This is a genomic window from Streptomyces sp. bgisy159 (assembly GCF_965341775.1).
Taxonomy (GTDB): domain Bacteria; phylum Actinomycetota; class Actinomycetes; order Streptomycetales; family Streptomycetaceae; genus Streptomyces.
In genome coordinates this window covers 1-1,009 of record NZ_CBDQZH010000123.1, presented here as the reverse complement: position 1 = coordinate 1,009, position 1,009 = coordinate 1, and the positions used below count along the sequence as shown (strand labels likewise).

Sequence of the window (1,009 nt, the reverse complement as noted above, 5' to 3'; positions counted from 1 at the left end):
GCGGCGGCGCGTGTGGCTGCTTCGAAGGCGACGGTGTGGCGGAGGTTGCGGTACCAGTAGTCGGCGTCGAGGTCGCTGCCGTGGATCAGGTTTGCTGTGAGGGAGGAGTAGAGGGGTGTGTCGGTGTCGCGTGGTGCTATGGGGGCGAGTGCGTCGAGGAGTTGTTCGCGCATGACGTCGACGAAGGAGGAGTGGGAGGCGTAGTCGACGGGGACGCGGCGGCATCGTATGTCGTGTTCGTCGCACCATGCGGTGAGCCGGTCCAGCGCCTCGACGGGGCCGGCGAGGACGGTGTTGTCGGGGCTGTTGACGGCGGCGACTTCGAGTCCGAACCGTGCGGCCGCTTCCTCTGCCTGGGTCCGGGGGAGGGCGAGTGAGGTCATGCCTCCGTCGCCGGCGTGCTGGGCGATGAGGCGGGAGCGCAGGGCGACGACGCGTGCGCCGTCGGACAGGGAGAGTGCGCCGGCCGCGGTGGCGGCGGCGATCTCGCCCTGGGAGTGTCCGATGACCGCGGCGGGGTGTACGCCGACGGCGCGCCATTGCGCGGCCAGGGACACCATGACCGCCCACAGGGCGGGCTGCACCACGTCGACCCGGTCGAAGTCGGGCTGGCCGGGTTCGCCCCGGAGCACGGCCAGCAGGTCCCAGTCCACGAACGGCTCGAGGGCCCGCGCGCACTGGGCCAACTGCTCGGCGAACGCCCCGTTTTCGTCCAGTAGTTTCACGGCCATGCCGGGCCATTGGGCGCCCTGGCCGGGGAAGACCCATACCGGGTCGTCCGCCGGGCGGCCCGCGCCGCGCAGTGCCTGGTCCGTTGTCCGGAGGCGTTCCACGAGTGTGTCGCGGTCGGTGCCGGTGGTGGTGAGGGCGGCGCGGTGCTCGAACACCGTTCGTGATCCGGCGAGCATCCGTGCCACCGCGCCCACGGGGACGTCCGGATGCCGTTCGACGAAGTCCGCGACGCGCTCCAGCGCCGCCCGCACCGCACCCTCACTCCGTCCCGACACCA

The 1,009-nt window shown here is 71.9% G+C and carries 1 protein-coding gene; it reads right to left on the bottom strand.

Annotated elements, in window-relative coordinates; genetic code table 11:
- Nucleotides 1–983 (bottom strand): acyltransferase domain-containing protein (locus ACSLTV_RS36100; protein ID WP_435613733.1); only part of this gene is annotated, 983 nt, incomplete at its 3' end.
- Nucleotides 984–1,009 lie beyond the last annotated feature (26 nt).